General features: G+C 67.1%; 14 protein-coding genes and 2 pseudogenes. 9 read left to right on the top strand and 7 right to left on the bottom strand.

Annotated elements, in window-relative coordinates:
- Positions 1–21: 21 nt before the first annotated feature.
- Positions 22–324, bottom strand: a pseudogene (locus tag ACLML9_RS21540) (carboxyl transferase domain-containing protein); the annotation flags it as partial.
- 94 nt (positions 325–418) lie between these two features.
- On the opposite strand from ACLML9_RS21540, the gene ACLML9_RS21535 reads away from it, so the two are divergent.
- Together ACLML9_RS21535 and ACLML9_RS21530 are read left to right on the top strand one after the other, a co-directional pair.
- Entirely contained in the window at positions 419–1,024 is a 606-nt protein-coding gene (locus tag ACLML9_RS21535) for a TetR/AcrR family transcriptional regulator (RefSeq protein ID WP_411947225.1), read from the top strand.
- A gap of 108 nt (positions 1,025–1,132) precedes the next feature.
- The gene (locus tag ACLML9_RS21530) at positions 1,133–2,140 is read left to right on the top strand and encodes an Rpn family recombination-promoting nuclease/putative transposase (RefSeq protein WP_411947224.1); all 1,008 of its coding nucleotides are present in this window, start codon (positions 1,133–1,135) and stop codon (positions 2,138–2,140) included.
- A 53-nt stretch (positions 2,141–2,193) separates the two neighbouring features.
- On the opposite strand, the gene ACLML9_RS21525 is transcribed toward ACLML9_RS21530, so the two are convergent.
- Positions 2,194–3,150, bottom strand: coding sequence for an SAM-dependent methyltransferase (locus ACLML9_RS21525; RefSeq protein ID WP_411947223.1), 957 nt, complete (start codon positions 3,148–3,150; stop codon positions 2,194–2,196).
- Positions 3,147–3,437: a hypothetical protein gene (locus tag ACLML9_RS21520; RefSeq protein ID WP_411947222.1), complete on the bottom strand. Its 291-nt coding sequence runs from the start codon at positions 3,435–3,437 to the stop codon at positions 3,147–3,149. Before ACLML9_RS21520 ends, ACLML9_RS21525 begins: the two co-directional genes overlap by 4 nt.
- A 256-nt stretch (positions 3,438–3,693) precedes the next feature.
- Here ACLML9_RS21520 and ACLML9_RS21515 point away from each other — a divergent pair, with 256 nt between their 5' ends.
- A complete protein-coding gene (locus tag ACLML9_RS21515; RefSeq protein WP_411947221.1) occupies positions 3,694–4,983 on the top strand; it encodes a hypothetical protein in 1,290 nt (429 codons plus the stop codon).
- Here ACLML9_RS21515 and ACLML9_RS21510 read toward each other — a convergent pair whose 3' ends face one another.
- Together ACLML9_RS21510 and ACLML9_RS21505 are read right to left on the bottom strand one after the other, a co-directional pair.
- Positions 4,984–6,021 carry an NAD-dependent epimerase/dehydratase family protein gene (locus ACLML9_RS21510; RefSeq protein ID WP_411947220.1) on the bottom strand — a complete coding sequence of 346 codons (1,038 nt, stop codon included), beginning with the start codon at positions 6,019–6,021 and terminating at the stop codon, positions 4,984–4,986.
- Between the two features lie 122 nt (positions 6,022–6,143).
- A complete protein-coding gene (locus ACLML9_RS21505) occupies positions 6,144–6,797 on the bottom strand; it encodes a Uma2 family endonuclease (RefSeq protein WP_411947219.1) in 654 nt (217 codons plus the stop codon).
- Between the two features lie 98 nt (positions 6,798–6,895).
- Between ACLML9_RS21505 and ACLML9_RS21500 the strand changes: the two genes are divergently transcribed.
- The 3 genes from ACLML9_RS21500 to ACLML9_RS21490 all read left to right on the top strand — a co-directional run bounded on the left by ACLML9_RS21500 (position 6,896) and on the right by ACLML9_RS21490 (position 8,984).
- Positions 6,896–7,105 carry a hypothetical protein gene (locus ACLML9_RS21500; RefSeq protein WP_411947218.1) on the top strand — a complete coding sequence of 70 codons (210 nt, stop codon included), beginning with the start codon at positions 6,896–6,898 and terminating at the stop codon, positions 7,103–7,105.
- A 246-nt stretch (positions 7,106–7,351) separates the two neighbouring features.
- Positions 7,352–8,155, top strand: coding sequence for an alpha/beta fold hydrolase (locus tag ACLML9_RS21495; RefSeq protein ID WP_411947217.1), 804 nt, complete (start codon positions 7,352–7,354; stop codon positions 8,153–8,155).
- A 28-nt stretch (positions 8,156–8,183) separates the two neighbouring features.
- Positions 8,184–8,984 carry a MerR family transcriptional regulator gene (locus ACLML9_RS21490; protein WP_411947216.1) on the top strand — a complete coding sequence of 267 codons (801 nt, stop codon included), beginning with the start codon at positions 8,184–8,186 and terminating at the stop codon, positions 8,982–8,984.
- 28 nt (positions 8,985–9,012) lie between these two features.
- Here the strand turns inward: ACLML9_RS21490 and ACLML9_RS21485 are convergent.
- Both ACLML9_RS21485 and ACLML9_RS21480 read right to left on the bottom strand, forming a co-directional pair.
- Positions 9,013–9,648 (bottom strand): annotated as a pseudogene (locus ACLML9_RS21485) (MFS transporter); the annotation flags it as partial.
- A 256-nt stretch (positions 9,649–9,904) separates the two neighbouring features.
- Positions 9,905–10,252, bottom strand: coding sequence for a DoxX family protein (locus ACLML9_RS21480; RefSeq protein ID WP_411947215.1), 348 nt, complete (start codon positions 10,250–10,252; stop codon positions 9,905–9,907).
- A 322-nt stretch (positions 10,253–10,574) separates the two neighbouring features.
- Between ACLML9_RS21480 and ACLML9_RS21475 the strand changes: the two genes are divergently transcribed.
- The 3 genes from ACLML9_RS21475 to ACLML9_RS21465 form a co-directional block, all read left to right on the top strand.
- The gene (locus ACLML9_RS21475; RefSeq protein ID WP_030525327.1) at positions 10,575–11,003 is read left to right on the top strand and encodes a PPOX class F420-dependent oxidoreductase; all 429 of its coding nucleotides are present in this window, start codon (positions 10,575–10,577) and stop codon (positions 11,001–11,003) included.
- A gap of 150 nt (positions 11,004–11,153) precedes the next feature.
- Entirely contained in the window at positions 11,154–11,912 is a 759-nt protein-coding gene (gene cobM, locus ACLML9_RS21470; protein WP_411947214.1) for a precorrin-4 C(11)-methyltransferase, read from the top strand.
- A 350-nt stretch (positions 11,913–12,262) separates the two neighbouring features.
- On the top strand, positions 12,263–16,078 hold a 3,816-nt coding region (locus ACLML9_RS21465), incomplete at its 3' end, for an amino acid adenylation domain-containing protein (protein ID WP_411947213.1).

The raw sequence follows: 16,078 nt of genomic DNA, 5'->3' as shown, positions 1-16,078 counted from the left end.
GTCGTTGGCCACGATCACTCATTCCCGGCCGGAGACCCGCCCGATCCCGGTGATGATGCCGGCGCCGGGGGAGGCGCCGCCGTACATTCCGTCGGCGGCCAGCGGGGACAGCTCCAGGAACGGGCTACCGGGGTCCAGCAGCTGGTCCACCCGGTCGCGGGGCAGGAGTTTGCCGCGGGCGATATGGCGCTGCCGGGCCTTCTCCGGACCGCCGAGGGCGGTCTCGGCGAGACGTCGGCGCAACTGGTCGGCCAGGGCGAGGTTCGCGGTCCGGTTGGCGGAGTCGGGCCGGGTGGCGGGCGCTGGGCTCGCGGTGCGGGGCATCGCGTCATCCTGACGTCTGAGTTAATCGCTGATAACTGGAATTGAGGTTAATCTTGACTAACCGAGTTGTCCAGGTCTGCTGAAAGGAGTGCGGGTGACCAGTGCCGATTCTGCCACCCCGACCCGACGCGAACTGCTGAAACAGCAGCGGCGCGGCCAGTTGCTCATGGCCGGGGCACGCCTCATCGCCGAACGCGGCTACCTCGGTATGCGCTTGGACGACCTCGGCGCCGCGGTCGGAATCAGTGGACCCGCGGTGTACCGGCATTTCCCCAACAAGGAGGCGCTGCTGGTCGAATTGCTGGTAGGAATCAGCCGCCGGTTGCTGGACGGCGGCAACGCCGTCGCCGCCGACGCGGAAGGCCCCCGGCAGGCGCTGGCCGGGCTGGTGGAATTCCATCTCGACTTTGCGCTCGGTGAACCGGAACTCATCCGCATCCAGGACCGCGACCTCGACAATGTGCCCCCACCCGCCCGCCGCGAGATCCGGCGCACCCAACGCCGCTATGTGGAGGTGTGGGTGAGGGTGCTGTGCGAGATGACACCCGGCCTCACCGAGGAGACCGCCCGGGTACAGGCCCACGCGGTGTTCGGGCTGCTCAACTCCACCCCGCACAGCGCCGCCCCGGCCCGGGACCGCAGCCGCGCCATGCTGCGCTCGATGGCCCTCGCCGCACTCACCGATCCCTCACCGGACTGAGTAACCGAACCCTTGCGTGACTGGATGAATGGTGCGGGCAGCCGAGTTCGTGTGCCGGGCGATTCATCCGATTGGCTGTCTGCTGACCACTGGTCATAGAGTCGCCGCATGACCGAGCAGCGGTCCAACCCGCACGACGCGTATTTCCGCAAAGTGATGTCCCGCCCCGCCAACGCCGCCTCCGAGCTACGCGCCGCGCTACCGGAGTCGATCGGCACTCGCCTGGACTGGACCGCACTACAGTTACAGCCGGGCAGCTTCGTGCACTCCGACCTCCGCAACCGGTTCAGCGACCTGTTGTTCTCCACCCGCCTCGACGGGCATCCCGCCTACGTGTACCTGCTGCTGGAACACCAATCCAGCAGTGACCGGTTCATGGCCTTCCGCATGCTCGAATACATGGTCGCCATCTGGCGCCAGCACCTGATCGACAACGAAAGAGCCAAGGCTCTGCCCGCGATCATTCCGTTGGTCGTCCACAACACCGCCGATGGCACTCGATGGTCGCCGGCGCACCCCACCGAACTCGCCGACCTGCTCGATCTCGACCCCGCCGCCCGCGAGGCCCTCGGTCCTCACCTGCCACGGCTGCGATTCCTGCTCGACGATATCGCTGTGCTCGACCTCGCCGCCCTACGTGAACGCGACCTCACCCCCGCGGCCAGGGTCCTCCTGGTCCTGCAGCGCATCGCACCGAGAAACGGGCAGCTGGGACACGATATGCTGGACTGGCTCGAAGACCTCCGCGCCCTCGACACCGGCCCGGATTCACTCGGCGATTACCTGACAGTCCTGACCTACATCATGACCGTCGGTGAGACCGCCGAGGCCGATCTTGCGGCGGTCTTCGAACGGCTCGGCCCGCGAGCGAAGGAGGCGATCGTGACCACAGCAGAAATCATCGAAGCACGTGGCGAGGCACGTGGTGAGGCACGTGGTGAGGCGCGCGGTCGTATGCAGGGGCGTGTCGAGGCGCTGCTCGAGTTGCTGACTGCGAAATTCGGGCCGGTCCCCGACTCGGTGGCCGACCGTATCCGCTCGGCCGACCCCGCCCGGGTCCGCATCTGGACGGCTCGGGTGCTGACCGCCACCACCCTCGACGAACTGTTCGCCTGAACCCGGGCGCCGCTGCACAGACCGCCCCGTGCGAGCTGATCGAGTTGCTCGCACTACCGGTGACCAGCTGATTCGACCACGCGCAACGGCACGGATTCGCGAGACCTGTACGCGAGTCGATTCGGCCTTGTGCGTACGTCCGCTGGATCCCGCGGTTTCCGCCCGACCCCTGCGAGCAACAATCGCTCGGCCACAGATTCGGGTTGTAAAGATGGACCACCCGGCCACCAGCCGCCCGGCCGGACCAATCCGGGCGTGACCATCCGCAGGCCGTAGAAGAATCCGGCGATCTGCTCACGGGTGCGAAACCAGCCGGACCCGAGTGCTTCCAGATACCGTTCCTGGCACGACACCGCGTATTCGTGCAGGTAGTCGTCGGGGCCAGGGTCGAAGAGGTGGGTGAGCACCAGGAACGAACCGGGTGGTAGCACTTCGATCCAGCCGTGCACGATCCCGGCAGGGTCGAGATTTTCGTCGACATGATGCATGACCCCGCACAACAGCACACCGACCGGACACTCCAGGTCGAGGTATGTACGGACGGCCGGGTCGTGCAGCAGGTTCGGCTCGGACAGATCGCCGAGAAGATAGTGGGACTGTTCATTCGTCGCGAGCAAGGCACGTCCGTGCGCGACACAGATCGGGTCGTTGTCGATGTAGACGACGATCGGCCGGTCTGCCTCGGGGATGCCGCGCGCGAAGTTCACGATCTGGTGCGTGTTCACCCGGCGAGCCTCCGGAACCGGCAGGCCGGCCCCGAGATCGAGAAATTGCCGCACCCCGACAGTGCCGGCGAGATACCGCAGCACGCGCTGCTGGAATTCCCGGCTTGCCCAGGCCGCGGCATACTGGCCCGGCGCCGATTTCTCGAGTTCTATGACGAGGTCCTGGTCGGCCAGATAATTATCCTTCCCGCCGAGCATACTGTTGCAGACGCGCGGGATGCTCGGGCGGATCGCGGCGGTACCCATGGCTTTCTGCAAGCCGGGCTGCGGCACGACCTCGGTCATCTCCGCATCTCCGGGTGCTGGGCTTTCCACCGCGCGATCACACCATCCACCTCACGTTGCAGGCGTTCACCGTCATCAGGGGCTGGCTCGGATTGCGCACCGGTGTGCGTATTGAGCGCGAGCAAACCATCTCGCGTCCGTTCGAGCAGCGCGCGATACTGGGCGCTTTCCAACCACCATCGCAGCGCCGACGACATCGCCTCGTTGTTCACAAGCACCCGGCCCGTCGCGTTCGGTTTCCGGATCGGTAGTGCTTCCATGGCCGCTTTCCGGTTCTCGCAATTCATGGCCCTTGGCTCCTTTCGGTTGCACAGTCCCCATGGCAGCCGCGACGCCAAGGACATTCGCGTCACCCACCGAATCGGGGTGGGAAGCCCTGGGGGCTCACCTGGCGTCGCGGCCTGCATTCAGCATCATGCTGAGCAGCGGCCCACGGACGGCCCATTCCGGCCCGCTTCGGCCCACTTCCGGCCCATTTCCGCTGCGGCCCTGCCACTATGGGGTGCAATCTCGGTACGTTGATTGCCGTGGGTGGAGGTAGGTATGGGCAAGGAACCGCGTACCCGACTCGAACAGCTGGCCATGGAGCACGGCCTCGGAACCGGTGATTTCCAGCGAGAATTCGCCAGCCGCGCCGAATCTCTCGGCGTCGAGGTCGAGGTTTCCCGCAGCGCGGCGAAGCGCTGGTTCCAGGGGAGCGCCGGACAACCACGAACCGGTGCGCGTCGCGTCCTCGAAACCTGGTTCGGTGAACCCATTGCCGTGCTGTTCGGGCCACCGCACAACGAGACTCATGGTCGATCCGTTACGGAACAGGAGCTTGCTGTGTCCGCAGCACATGAATCGGTAAGCCACGCCATCGAAGCAGCGTCCGCGCTCGATCCCTCCGCGCTGGAGCATCTCCAGGCGGCCGCAGATAAAGCTGCGACCGCTTACTACATCACTCCTCCGCTGGAAATGCTGACCGATCTGGTCGGGTTGCGTGACACCATCTACGACCAGCTCGACCGCACCCACAAACCACTGCAACAGGCAGCGCTTTTGGCCGGGCAAGTGTGTGGGCTGTTGTCGTCGGTGTCATGGGACCTCGGCCTGGTGGAGCCGGCCGAGGAGCAGGCTCGCGCCGCATACACGTATGGCTGCGTCATCGACCATCCATCCCTGCAAGCGTGGGCGCGTGCACTTCAAGTGACGCTTGCTTTCTGGTCGGGGTTCCCGCGCCGCGCCAACCGTATTGCCGCCGCAGCACTCGATACTGCACCGGCCGGTACTGCCCGGGCGCGCCTGCACTCTGTCAATGCGAGGGCACTGGCCATGCTGGGTGCACGCGGCGAAGTCCGCGGTGAACTCGAATCCGCTGCGGCAGAACTCGACCGCGCAGGCGGAGACGAGTTCTTGGACGAGGTCGGTGGCGAGCTCGCGTTCGACCGGCCCCGACGCGCCCTGTGCGCCGGCGCGGCCTATGTTGCTCTCGGAGACGGTGAGCAAGCCGAGCAAGAAGCGTCGCAGGCAGTCGACCTGTTCGCCACAATCCCTCCTGCGCAGCGTTGGGGCGCCGGTGCGCTCGGCGCGCACGTCGACCTCGGCGCGGCCCGCGCATTGCGCGACGACCTCGCCGGAGCGCAGGAAGCACTGCGGCCGGTCTTCGAATTGCCGCCCGCTCGCCGCACGGAGGAGATCGCGCTGCGGCTGCATGCCCTCGCCCGGACCCTCGGAACCAGCCGCTACAGAGGCGCAACCGAAGCCCTGCAACTCGGGGCAGCGATCGAGGACTTCACCTCGATCTCGCTTTCGCGTACGACCGGCATACGGGCGCTGCCACCCGCGAAGTAGCTACTCGCTGCCGCAGTGATCGAGCCGGGCGGCATCCCACAAACCGAGGATCGCCGCCTCATGTTCGGCGCTGATCCCTAGCTCACCCGCCCGTTCGTGTTCTACTGCGGCGCCTCCGTTGTTAAGCCACGCCCATGTGTCGGCGACCGTCTCGCGGATAGGCCGGCAGGCGAATCCGGCCCCACGAGCCTTGCTCGCGTCTACGTTCCACGCACCTGCGTAGGTGCGCCAGAGCGGCAGTTCGGTCCACTGGCGGACGCCTTGTCGGGTAAGCCAGTACTCATCGGTCACCCACTCCAGAACGGCGCTGCGACCGGTGACGTCTAGGCACGCTCCGAGCATGTCGCCCATCCGTTCCCGGCGTGCCGCGGTCAGGTTGTAGATACCTGCCAGGTTCGGGGTCAATGCGAAAGTAGCGACATCGCGGACGTCTACCGGTTGTATCGGCCGGTCGGGACTTCCGGGCGCGAGCACACGCCCGCCACGCTGCATTCGCCGGAGCCACCACTCCAGCCGGCCGACGTACTCGTGTGGGCCGAGGATGACACCGGGGCGCAGGATCGTGGTGCGCCCCGGTCCGAAGGTTTCGGCGACGGCTCGTTCGCAACCGGCCTTGCCGAACCCATAGGTCGAAGGTCCAGGGTCGCCGTCGTATCCGTAACCGGGTCCGGCGTCGGATGGGCACTCCAGCACCGCCGACGACTCGCTCAGCGGTTCGACCGGCCACCCCTCGTAGACCGACACGGTGGAAACCAGCACGTAGCGGTCGGCAATTGGTTCAAGGATGCGAGCCAGTAGCAAGGCTTCACGCGGCACGAAACTGGACGTGTCGACCACGACGTCCCAGGGACCGAACTCGGCCAGGCGCGCCAGATCACCAGGACTTGTGCGGTCACCGCGCACGGTGGTCACACCCTCGACATCGGCTCCGGTCCGGCCGCGTCGGAAGGTCGCCACCTCCCAACCCTGCGCCACCGCCCGCTCGGCGATCTCACGGCCGAGAAACCAGGAACCGCCCAAGATGAGAAGTCGAGTCACCCTTCCATTGTGGCTCGCCGGTCACGCGGCGAGCCCACAGTGCCTCGACAGCTCCAGAGGAACAGCTGGAACCAGTCGGACGTCGCGATCACTTACCAGGCATGTCACATGCCGGAGCGCGATCAAAAGTCCATCTCGGACCAGGGGATAGTGATGGGGAATGGATGGTTGATCGTGATCGACCCCGTATCGGTCGGCGACCAAGCGCCCGCAAGGATGTAGTTGGCACGGTGCAGCACCGTGATGCCGGGCTCGGGGGGACTCACATCGGGTACGAGAGTGTAGGCGTGGATGTGAGCGATCGCGCTGCGCTGGGTCGCCAGGGTCACTTCCCAGTACCAAGGAATCCCGGCTTTCGCGTAACGGGCCTTCTTCAATTCCATGTCGGCATCCGAGTTCGATGGCGACAACACTTCGCCCACCAGCACGACCCGATCAGAGCGCACATACCGGTATGGTTCGCTCATGCACCGATAGACCATGAAGTCCGGGGTGACAAAATCGGACATCCCGGTCCGGCCGAAGAACACATTGGTCTCGGTGCTCACCCGCCAGCATTGCTCGGGATCGGCCGACATCGCCGTGCGGGCACATCGCCGCAGTCCGCTCCAGAGGAGATTGGTGAACTCCTGGTGCTCATGGGGGCCGCGTCGCAACCACACCACTCGTCCGTTCCAGAGTTCGATGCGTTCGGCGATTTCCTCGGGTAGAGTCTCGAGCTCTTCCCAGGTCATGTACTCCGGGAGCTCGGGGCGCTCTACATCTGGCCGCGACATGGTGTCATGGTAGCCCGAGCAGGTCTTTGGCCTGCGAGTTTATTGAGACTGAGGCTCGACATACTTCGCAACGTACCGGCGCCGGTCGTGGCCGCAATGTGTCAGGGGCCGCCGAAGACATCGAGCACGCCGCTACCACCCACGGCGGCCTGGGTCTCTTTCTGCGTTCACTCACCGGCCTCGACGTCGCCGCCGCCACGGCCGCCTTCGACGAATTCCACACCGGCCGCACCCTCACGGCCAACCAGCTCCACTTCCTGAAGCTGCTCATCGCCTGCCCGAAGATATCTTCTCCGAGGAGGACGTAGACCGGATCGTTGCTGTCGTCCGGAACATCCGCACCACAGCACTACCCGACGGGGCCGCGCAAACCGCCGCCCACGGATAGCGCAGCACTGCGTCACCTCACCGGCTCGACGGGGGTGCGCGGCCCGGTCGCGTCGAAGTACCGAGCGTTACCCGGCCGGAGTCCGCTGGATACGGGTGGCGCCGCACTGTATCGGGGGCGTCGGCAGTTGACCTTGACGCAGGGTCAACCTCTGAACATGGTCGGCATGACTGCGAAAATCGATCACTTCACGGTCCGCCACGGCGATGTCACCATCGCGATATCTCGTGGCGGACGAGGACGACCGCTGGTCCTGTGCCCCGGACTGCTCACGACACAGGCCGATCTGCACGAGCTGATCGAGCTGCTGCGGCGCGAGCACGACGTGGTGACCTTCGATCTGCGGGGCCACGGTCTTTCGTCGGCCGCCGACCGGTATTCGTTCGAGGCGTTCCTGGGCGATTTCTGCGCTGTTATGGCGGAGGCGAGTCGCCTCGGACTACCCGCGCAGCCGGTCCTCGTGGGCCATTCGCTGGGCGCGGATCTGGTCGTGCACTATGCCTGTGAGCATCCCGGCGCCGCCGCCGAGCTGGTTCTCGTCGACGGCGCGAATCCGGTGCCCGAACCGTTCGTCACCGAGGCCGATCTGCCGGAATTCCGTGCGATGTTCGACAGTCTCGCGACCTGGAACCAGAGCCTGGAAGGCACACCGCGTCAGGTGGTGCTCACCGCCCAGGAGACGCTCGACCTGAATCTCGAGGTGGATGTCGTCCGGTCCGCGATCCTCGACCGGTATCGGAAGATCGACGCTCCGATCAGCATGATCATGTCGACTTCGATGGCCGGCGACAGCGGCGAAGGGCGCGCGCCGTGGCGCAACCAGAACTGGCGGGCCGGTATCGAGCGCCTGGTTCACGACCGGCCGCACATTTCCGTATCGTGGCTCGACGCAGGTCATGGGCTGATCGTCAGCCGTGCCCAGGAGATCGCCCAGCTCGTTCGGGGCATCACCGGCCGGCCGAATTCGTAGCCCGCCCGGGATTCAGGAGACTGGTTCGATGCTTACCATCGGTGAGGTGGCCTCGTACGCCGGCGTGACGGTCCGGGCGGTGCGGCACTACCACGCGAAAGGGCTGCTGCCAGAGGCGCAGCGGGACCACTCCGGTTATCGGAGATACGACGCCGCCGCTGTGGTCGAGCTGATCCGGATCCGTACCCTCGCCGAGGCCGGGGTTCCGCTGGCGCGCGTGCGAGAGCTTTTACAGGCCGACGCGGCGGAGTTCGCGGCGGCGGTCGCAGATATCGACGAGCGGTTGCAGGCAGAGATCCGGCAGCGGCAGCGGCTGCGCGACCGGATCGCCTGCCTCGCTGCCGGGGACAATCTGGTGCTGCCTTCGCAGTTGGTCGAGTTTCTCGATCGGTTGCGGGCGCTCGGAGTCGACGAGCGGATCGTCCAGGTCGAACGTGAGGGCTGGATCCCGCTGGTCGCGCGGTCGCCGGAACGGGTTTCGGAATGGATCGCCCGGAAGTGGGAACAGATAGCCGACCCCCAACTCATCGATTTCTATCTCACGCTGGGCGAGGCGCTGGATCGGCCCGATGACCGGAGCCTTGCCGAATTGGCCGACAAGATGGCCTCCTACATCGCGCGACTGGCAGAGACGCGGGGCGAACACTATCTCAACACATCCGATATCGAGCCAGCTCTGGTCGAGCTTCTGGACACACTGGCATTCGAGACCTGGCCGCCGGCCCGTCGCCTGACCGAACTACTGCGACAGCGAGGCTGGACCGGCTGGACCGAGCTCCGGCACATGGACCCGGCACGGGGCGTCGGTAGTCCTGATCTGCGCCGATAGACCGACAGCGGCTTCCTGTGGCCGTGTTTCAGTGCCGGATGTTCGCCGCGCTGTCGCGGGCGGCGTCGGCCCGATCGATATCGGCCAGATCGAAGCCCTTGGTCTCCCGGGCGGCCAGCACCGCGACGGCGGTCACCGCGGCCGCGCCCGCGAGATACAGCGCGATCGGTACCGCCGAATCGAAGACCTCGAGCAGTTTCACGGCGATCACCGGGGCCAGCGAACCGGCGACGATCGAGGTCACCTGGTAGCCCAGCGACACCCCGGAGTACCGCATCCTGGTCGGGAACATCTCCGCCATGACGGCGGGCTGCGGGGCGTACATCCCGGCGTGCGCGATCAGGCCGAGCATGATCGCGGCCGTGATGATCCAGCCGTTGCCCGTATCCATCATCGGGAAGGCGAAGAAACCCCAGGCGCCGGCCGCGACCGTACCCGCCAGATAGACCGGACGCCGGCCGATCCGGTCGGCCAGGGCGCCGGCCGGCGGAATCGCCGCGAAGTGCACCGCGTGCGCGGCGAGCAGCCACCACAGGATGTCGTCCGTGGCCATACCCTCGCGCACCTTCAGATACGTGATGGTGAAGGTGACGACCAGGTAGTACAGGATGTTCTCGCCGAAGCGCAGGCCCATCGCGGTGAACACGCCCCGCGGATACCGTTTCGAACACCAGCGTCGCGGCCGTGCCGTAGAGAAAGAATTCGTACCACTCGACCACGGTCCCCGCCATCGAGGCGGCGACCACCCGGCGCAACCCGGACCGATTCGGTGGCGAGGCCCCGTGGGCTTTCCCGGACCTGTCCACCACACTCATCGCCGACTCCTCATACGCTCCGGCCCCGGCGACGGGGCCACACGGAGTATTACCCGGCGGCGGTCACGGTATCGGCGGTTTCGCGGGGTTGATTCGAGGGCCGCCTCACCGCGCCAGATGCAGGACGAGCGTGGCGACCACCGGAGCCAGGTAGAGCAGCGGGAACACCGCGGTCCGGTACGAGCGTGCCCGCAGTGCGGTCGCGGTCGCGCCGAGGAAGTAGACGATCAGGCCGACGGCCGCGGCCACACCGAGCACGGGTACGGCGAAACCGGCGAGCAATCCCAGCGCCCCGGCGCCCTTGGCCAGCGCCAGCCAGTTCCACCACGACCGCGGCACACCGTACTGTTCGAGCGATTCGATCACGAACTGCTTCTTCGCGAACAGCGAGTAACCCGAGAACCCGACCCACAGGGCGGTCAGCGCGGCGACGATGTGGTAGGCGACGTCCATGGCGAACCTCTTCTCTCCTGCCGGTGTTTCCCCGGCGAACACCGCATCGACGACACAGGCCGGCGGGGTGTGACATCCGTGGCTGCCTGCGGCCGGCCGGAGATCGGTGCCCCTCCCGCACACCGACGGTGGCTCACCCGGTCGGTCGAGGCGCGTATTCGCACACGTCTCCGTCCGCTCCCGGTAGTCGGTGTCCGTGGTCGGGGTCCGGCGGGATCGAGCGGGGGACGAAGCGGGCGAGTTGGGAGCCCCGGGGCCTGAGGGTGCGACCCGCGGGGCGGTAGACGAGGTAAATGGACCCCGCCGCCCTAGGCTTATCCGCATGGCCTCACTTTCCGACCCCAAGGTGCGTGAATTCCTCAGTTACGGAACCCGAACCGCCAAAGTGGCGTTCACCGCGAGCGACGGGCGTCCGCTGGTGACGCCGGTGTGGTTCCTGCTCGACGGCGACGAGATCGTCTTCAACACCGGCAAGGAGACCGCCAAGGGGAAAGCGTTGCAGCGCGACCCCCGGATCGCGATGGTGGTGGACCTCGAGGAGCCGCCCTATGCGGCGGTGCAGATCCAGGGCACGGTCACCCTGTCCGAGGATCCGGCCGAGTTGTTGCGGTCGGCGACCGCGCTCGGCGGGCGCTATATGGGTACGGCCCGCGCCGACGAGTTCGGACGGCGTAACGGTGTGCCGGGTGAACTCCTGGTCCGGGTACAGCCGACCAAGATCATCGCTTTCTTCGACGCCGTGGGGAGCTGATCGCGGTGGTCGGACCGGCCGCGGCTCGCCCGCGTCCCGTCGGCGCCGGCCCCGGGGACGCGGTGCCCGGCGCCGGCGGGCGGCTGCCGCGCGGCCCCGGGGCGGGTACGCGCGGCCGGTCCGGCACCGACCGGTGCCTACACTCCACGCATGACTGTGCACTTCATCGGAGCCGGGCCCGGCGCCGCGGATCTGCTGACGGTGCGCGCGGTGGAATTGTTGCGGCGGTGTCCGGTCTGCCTGTACCCGGGCACATATCTGGATCCCGAGGTGCTCGCTCACTGCGCACCGGCCACCGAACTCATCGATAGCCAGCGGCTCGACCTGGACGAGATCACGGCGCATATGATGCGAGCCACAGCGGCGGGTCACGAGGTGGCGCGGTTGTGTTCGGGTGATCCATCTCTCTACTCCGCCCTGACCGAACAGACGCACCGGCTCGATGCCGCCGGCGTGCCGTGGGATATCACCCCGGGCGTCCCCGCCTACGCCGCCGCGGCGGCGCTGCTGGGTACGGAGCTGACCGTCCCCGAGGTCGCGCAGTCGGTGGTGCTCACCCGCACGCGGGCACGGTCGACGGCGATGCCGGAGACCGAGGCACTGGCGGGGTTCGCCCGCACCCGGGCCACGCTGGTGCTGCACCTGGCGATCACCCGTATCCGGCAGCTCGCGCTGGAACTCGTCGCGGACTACGGGCCGGACTGCCCGGCCGCGGTGGTCTATCGCGCGAGTCAACCGGACCAGATCGTGTTGCGCGGCACATTGGCCGATATCGCGGATCGGGTCGAGGCGGCGGGGCTGTCCCGGGCGGCGGTGATCCTGGTCGGACGGGCGCTGGAGACCGGCATCGATTGTGCGCAATCGCACCTTTACGACCCGGTGCGTGACCGCAGTCACCTGGGCGGATGAGGGCGGAGCGGCCGAACCGCCCGGGGGATCCCGGAAACCGCCCGCCGACCGGTGGCACCCTCGCCGAACTCGGTTGGTGACACGGCTGTGCTTCGGTAGATTGGATCGGTGGTCAGGAGTCGACGCCCGGGTGCGATGGCACGGTGGCATGGGGCACCGGGTGTGCCGGGTGGTACGGGGCGCCCGATGTAACGGCTCCGGCTTCACAAACGGATAACTCCGATGGACATTTTTGCCTGAGCAAACGAGAAGTGGACCTGGAACCGCGGTTGCCGCGCTGTCGGCGGTACGCGTCGCGCTCCGGGTGTTGACTGGAAGCGCACGCGTGCGTTCCGGAAGCGAGGTTACGGTTGGACCGGCTGGACAACGGCGGGAACGGTACGGACAGTGGCGCAGCAGCCACGGACGGGAGCCTGTTCCCCCTGTCGCCCGCGCAGCTGGGCATCTGGTATGCGCAGCATCTTGACCCGCAGGTTCCGATCAATATCGCACAGTACGTCGAGCTGCGCGGTGAACTCGATATCGACACCCTTACCCGGGCCGTCCTGGCCGCCTCCCACGAGGTGGGCTCCTCCTTCCTGCGCATCGTCGAACGCAACGGGGAGCCGCTACAGTGGGTCGACCATTCGATCGCCGACTACGACGGGGTCGGCTATGTCGATCTACGTGATGCCGACGACCCGGTCGCAGCCGCTCAGAAGTGGATGCGCGCCGAGTACAGCCGTCCACTGGAGCTGACCGAGGACCGGCTGTCCGCCAGCTTCGCCCTGCACCTGAGCGACGATCATTGGTACTGGTACTCCCGCGTCCACCACATCGCGTTCGACGGCCTGGGCGCGATGACGTATGTGAACCGGGTTGCCGAGCTCTACACGGCCTATCGCACTGGTACCGAGCCGACGCCGCCCAAGGCGGTGCCGCTGAGCACGCTGTACGAACAGGAAATCGCCTATCGCGGCAGTACCCGATTCGAAGCGGACAAAGAGTACTGGGCCGAACGCGTCACCGGACTCGAGCCGGGCAACGGCCTCACCGGCCGGACAGCTCCGCCTGCTGCCCGTAAGGGAGTGCAGCGGGCGGCGCTGACCGATGATCGGCAGACCTCGCTGGACGCAGCTCTGGTCCGGCGCGATTCCACCTCGGCCCAGGAGCTGCTGGCCGCATTCGCCGCTTATCTGGCACAGTGCACCGGCACCCGAGAAGTGGTGCTGAGTCTGCCGGTCACCGCGCGGGTCACGGCGGCCATGCGCCGCTCGGGTGGCGCATTGTCGAATATCGTTCCACTGCGGCTGCGCGTCGGATACGGCACCACGGTCGCGGAGTTGCTGCGGCAGGTCCAGGTGGAAGTGGCCGGGGCCCTGCGCCATCAGCGCTATCGGAGCGAGGACATCCGCCGCGACGCCGGCGCGCTCACCACGTCCTTCGGTCCGCTGGTCAACATCATGCTGTTCGACGACGAGATCGTCCTCGGCGAGATGGTCGGCACCCTGCAGGTGCTGACCACCGGCATCATCACCGATCTCAGTGTCAACCTCTATCAGTCGATGCGCGGCGCCCGGTTGCATCTCGACTTCGAGTACAACCCCAACCTGTACACCGCCGCCGAGGCCGGCGGGCACCACACGCGTTTCCTGGAGTTCTTCGACCGCTTTCTCGCGGCCGGAACCGAGACGCCGGTGTGGGAGCTGGACCTCACCACCGCGGCCGAACGCTCCCGAATGCTCGTGGAGTGGAACGATTCGGCGCGGGCGGTACCGAGCGACACCCTGCCGGACCTGCTCGCCGAGCAGGCTGCGCGTACACCCGACGCGATCGCCGTGGCCGCCGAGGGCGTGGCGCTCACCTATGCCGAATTCACCGGCCGGGTCAATCGGCTGGCGCGCCATCTGATCGAGGCCGGGGTGGGCCCGGAAATACCGGTGGCGATCGCGATGCGCCGGTCGGTCGAGTTGGTGGTGGCCATCCATGCGGTCGTCGCCGCGGGTGGTGCGTATGTGCCGCTGGATCTGGATCATCCGGCGGAACGAATCGTCTATGTGCTCGATACCGCCGCGCCGGTTTGTGTGCTGACACGCAGCGGCGACGGGTTCGAGGCCGCACCACGTCCGGTCGTCGTGGTGGACGAGGTCGATTTGTCCGGGTACGCGGATACGCCGCTGTCGGACGCGGATCGGCGGGCGCGACTGCGGCCGGGCAATGCCGCCTATGTGATCTTCACGTCCGGTTCGACCGGGCGTCCGAAGGGCGTGGTGGTCTCGCATGCGGCGCTGCGCAACCAGATCGCGTGGATAGTCGGTCAGTACGAGTTCACCGGCGAAGACGTGGTGTTGTTCAAGACCCCGGCGACTTTCGATGTGTCGGTGTGGGAGTTGTTCGCGCCGTTGACCGTGGGTGCGCGGATGGTCGTGGCGGAAGCCGACGGTCACCGTGATCCGGCTTATCTGGGTGCGGTGATCGCCGGGCAGCGGGTGACGGCGACGTCGTTCGTGCCGTCGATGCTGTCGGTGTTCGCCGAGAGCGCCACAGCCGACCCGGGTGCGCTGTCGTCGTTGCGGTTGCTGTTCGTGGCCGGTGAGGCGTTCACCGGTGATGTGGTGGCCGCGGTGCGGCAGGTCAGCGACGTGGCGCTGTACAACTTGTACGGTCCCACCGAGTTCACGGTGCATGCCACACATGCTGTCGTTCCCGATGGTGTGGTGGGTGCGGTGCCGATCGGTGGCCCGGTGTGGAACGCGCGGGTCTACGTACTGGACTCGCGGTTGCGTCCGGTCCCGACGGGGGTGACCGGTGAGCTGTATCTATCGGGTACGCAGCTGGCGCGCGGGTACGCGGGCCGGGCGGATCTGAGCGCGGACCGGTTCGTGGCCAACCCCTTCGGTACCGGCGAGCGGATGTATCGCACCGGCGATGTGGTGCGCTGGACCGCTACCGGCGAACTGGTGTATGTGGGCCGGTCGGATTTCCAGGTGAAGGTACGTGGTCAGCGTATCGAGCTGGGGGAGATCGAGTCCGCGCTGGTGGAGCACGGGTCGGTGACGCGTGCGGTGGTGACCGCGAAGTCGGATCCGCAGACCGGTGACCGGCTGGTGGGTTACGTGATTGCCGCGCCGGCGGCGGCCGTCGACACCGGCGAACTGCGTCGCCATCTGACCGACCGGTTGCCGGCCTACATGGTGCCGACCGTATTGATGGTGCTGGACGAGTTCCCGTTGAACGCCTCGGGCAAGCTGGATCGCCGGGCGTTGCCGGAGCCGGTGTTCGAGGCGCAAGAATTCCGGGCGCCGTCGACCCCGCTCGAGGAGCTCGTGGCCGGGGTTTTCTCGGAGGTTCTGGGCGTCGACCGGATCGGCGCCGACGCCGATTTCTTCACCCTCGGTGGTAACTCGCTGAGCGCGACCCAGGTCGCGGCGCGACTGGGTAAGGCGCTGGGTACGCAGGTGCCGGTGCGCGCACTGTTCGAAGCCGCCACGGTGGCCGGTCTGGCTGTGCGGTTGGCACAGCAGGCCGGAACCGCCGGCCGTGCGGAATTGGTGCCGCAGCCGCGGCCGACCCGGGTCACGGCCTCGGGCGAGGTCGTGAGCGCGGTGCCGCTGTCGCCGGCGCAGCAGCGGATGTGGTTCCTGAACCGCTTCGACGGCGGTTCGGCGGCATACAATATTCCACTCGCGATCCGCTTGTCCGGTGAACTGAATGTGGACGCGCTGCGGGCTGCGGTGTCGGACCTCGTGGCGCGGCACGAGGTGCTGCGGACGGTGTATCCGGAAACCGAGTCCGGCCCGGTCCAGGTGGTGTTGCCGACCGGGGACGTGGCACCGCGACTGGAGGTGCAGTCGGTCGCCGCTGCGGATGTTGTGGCGGCGGTGACGGAGTTTGCGGCGGCCGGGTTCGATGTGACGGCCGAGGTGCCGTTGCGGGTCGAGCTGCTGCGTGTGCGGGGCGCGGGCCATACCGACGAAGTACCCGGTGTCGCCGGTGAGTTCGTGCTGGTGATGGTGGTGCACCATATCGCGGCCGACGGCTCGTCGGCGGGGCCGGTGTTCCGGGATCTGATGACCGCGTATGCGGCGCGGGCGGCCGGGGATGCTCCGGGTTGGGCGCCGTTGCCGGTGCAGTACGCGGATTACAGCATCTGGCAGCGTGAGTTGCTGGGTGATGAGGCCGATCCG

Source organism: Nocardia sp. NPDC002869 (genome assembly GCF_046764065.1).
In the GTDB taxonomy this organism is placed as follows: Bacteria; Actinomycetota; Actinomycetes; order Mycobacteriales; family Mycobacteriaceae; genus Nocardia; species Nocardia rhamnosiphila.
The sequence above is the reverse complement of the archived record's forward strand: the minus strand, read 5'-3'. Positions and strand labels throughout refer to the sequence as shown.

Excerpts from the sequence above, each read along its gene's own strand:
- ACLML9_RS21490 (WP_411947216.1), top strand. The coding sequence starts at position 8,184 with ATGCTTACCATCGGTGAGGTGGCCTCGTACGCCGGCGTGACGGTCCGG.
- ACLML9_RS21495 (WP_411947217.1), top strand. The coding sequence starts at position 7,352 with ATGACTGCGAAAATCGATCACTTCACGGTCCGCCACGGCGATGTCACC.
- ACLML9_RS21525 (WP_411947223.1), bottom strand. The coding sequence starts at position 3,150 with ATGACCGAGGTCGTGCCGCAGCCCGGCTTGCAGAAAGCCATGGGTACC.
- ACLML9_RS21515 (WP_411947221.1), top strand. The coding sequence starts at position 3,694 with ATGGGCAAGGAACCGCGTACCCGACTCGAACAGCTGGCCATGGAGCAC.
- ACLML9_RS21480 (WP_411947215.1), bottom strand. The coding sequence starts at position 10,252 with ATGGACGTCGCCTACCACATCGTCGCCGCGCTGACCGCCCTGTGGGTC.
- ACLML9_RS21475 (WP_030525327.1), top strand. The coding sequence starts at position 10,575 with ATGGCCTCACTTTCCGACCCCAAGGTGCGTGAATTCCTCAGTTACGGA.
- ACLML9_RS21530 (WP_411947224.1), top strand. The coding sequence starts at position 1,133 with ATGACCGAGCAGCGGTCCAACCCGCACGACGCGTATTTCCGCAAAGTG.
- cobM (WP_411947214.1), top strand. The coding sequence starts at position 11,154 with ATGACTGTGCACTTCATCGGAGCCGGGCCCGGCGCCGCGGATCTGCTG.
- ACLML9_RS21520 (WP_411947222.1), bottom strand. The coding sequence starts at position 3,437 with ATGAATTGCGAGAACCGGAAAGCGGCCATGGAAGCACTACCGATCCGG.
- ACLML9_RS21505 (WP_411947219.1), bottom strand. The coding sequence starts at position 6,797 with ATGTCGCGGCCAGATGTAGAGCGCCCCGAGCTCCCGGAGTACATGACC.